At 51.9% G+C, this 1,073-nt stretch carries 1 protein-coding gene; it reads right to left on the reverse strand.

Features of this window, described 5'->3' with window-relative positions; translation table 11 throughout:
- Positions 1 to 237 precede the first annotated feature (237 nt).
- A partial coding sequence (locus tag FRC98_RS20755) for a replication initiation protein (RefSeq protein WP_146983494.1) occupies positions 238 to 1,073 on the reverse strand: 836 nt, incomplete at its 5' end.

Raw genomic sequence — 1,073 nt, forward strand, 5'->3', positions numbered from 1 at the left:
TTTGTGAAATTTATTATTATCATATTTTTTTCCTTATGATTGTTTTTGTTATTATTATTTATTATGCGTTAATTTGGCATGCGCATTGCATGTATAGCTCAAATTGATTGAGTTATATGCTACTTCTATTTAGGATTTTTTGTTTCTCAGGATCAGTTAGATTCTATTGTCACGACTTCAGGACACAAAAAAAGCGGCTCCTTGAGGCCGCTTTGTCGTTGGAATGCTCTTTTTGATCTATTCCAGGCTGCGTGCCCGCTCCTTGCAGAAGGCAATGAAGTGGGCCACAGGGTTTTTCACTGGTTCTGCAAAACTGGACACCATGTTTTGCCAGTCTGAGTAAGCCGCGTGTTTATCCAGGCGAGCGCCGACCTGGGCGGCAGCTTCATAGCCTTTCTGGATTTCGTCGTCAGTCAGAGTCGGGCGGTCGGCCACAGTTTCCACTGTGCCGCTGACACGGGCTTTGCGCCCAGTTCTAGCCCGGTTAACCTCACGTGCGGCGGCCTGTTCGGAGGGGCTGAAAGGCTCTTTCTTCGCCCATGTGACCCGCACGCGTTCCACCTTTCGGCCCCGCTTTATGGGCTCTATGGAAACCTCGAACGGCGAGAGCGCGTTGACTTCCTTCACGGCGGGCTCAATGGCTTTTTGCCGCAATGTATTCCATGTCGCTAGTTTCCCCTCTTCTACACTGAGCCAGTTGCGGAGGGTTTCCAGGGTTATGTCTTCACTGGATCGGCGCAGGTTGATCCGCAGCGAAAGGGCCTCATAGAGCGCCAGGCTGTACTTGGACGACATGGCGGTGAGGACTTTCATTTCCATGCGAGCATAGATTTCCGAATGTCGCAGCAGCGGGACCAGCTTGCGATGAAAGTCGTATTTTAGAAGTCCGTCCGTGCGCTCGTCGTCGTCAATGTCACAGCCCCCGAGCAGTTGCACAGTGCGGGTCTTGCCGTTCGGCAGGCGGGCTGCAATCAGCGTTGTTTGCAGTTTGCGCAGGGATGCCCGTATGCGGTCGTTACTGTCATGCAGGCCGCGCAGCTCCCTCAATGGAATTTCAAAATCAGCGGTGGGAT

It is taken from the genome of Lujinxingia vulgaris (genome assembly GCF_007997015.1).
Lineage (GTDB): Bacteria > Myxococcota_A > Bradymonadia > Bradymonadales > Bradymonadaceae > Lujinxingia > Lujinxingia vulgaris.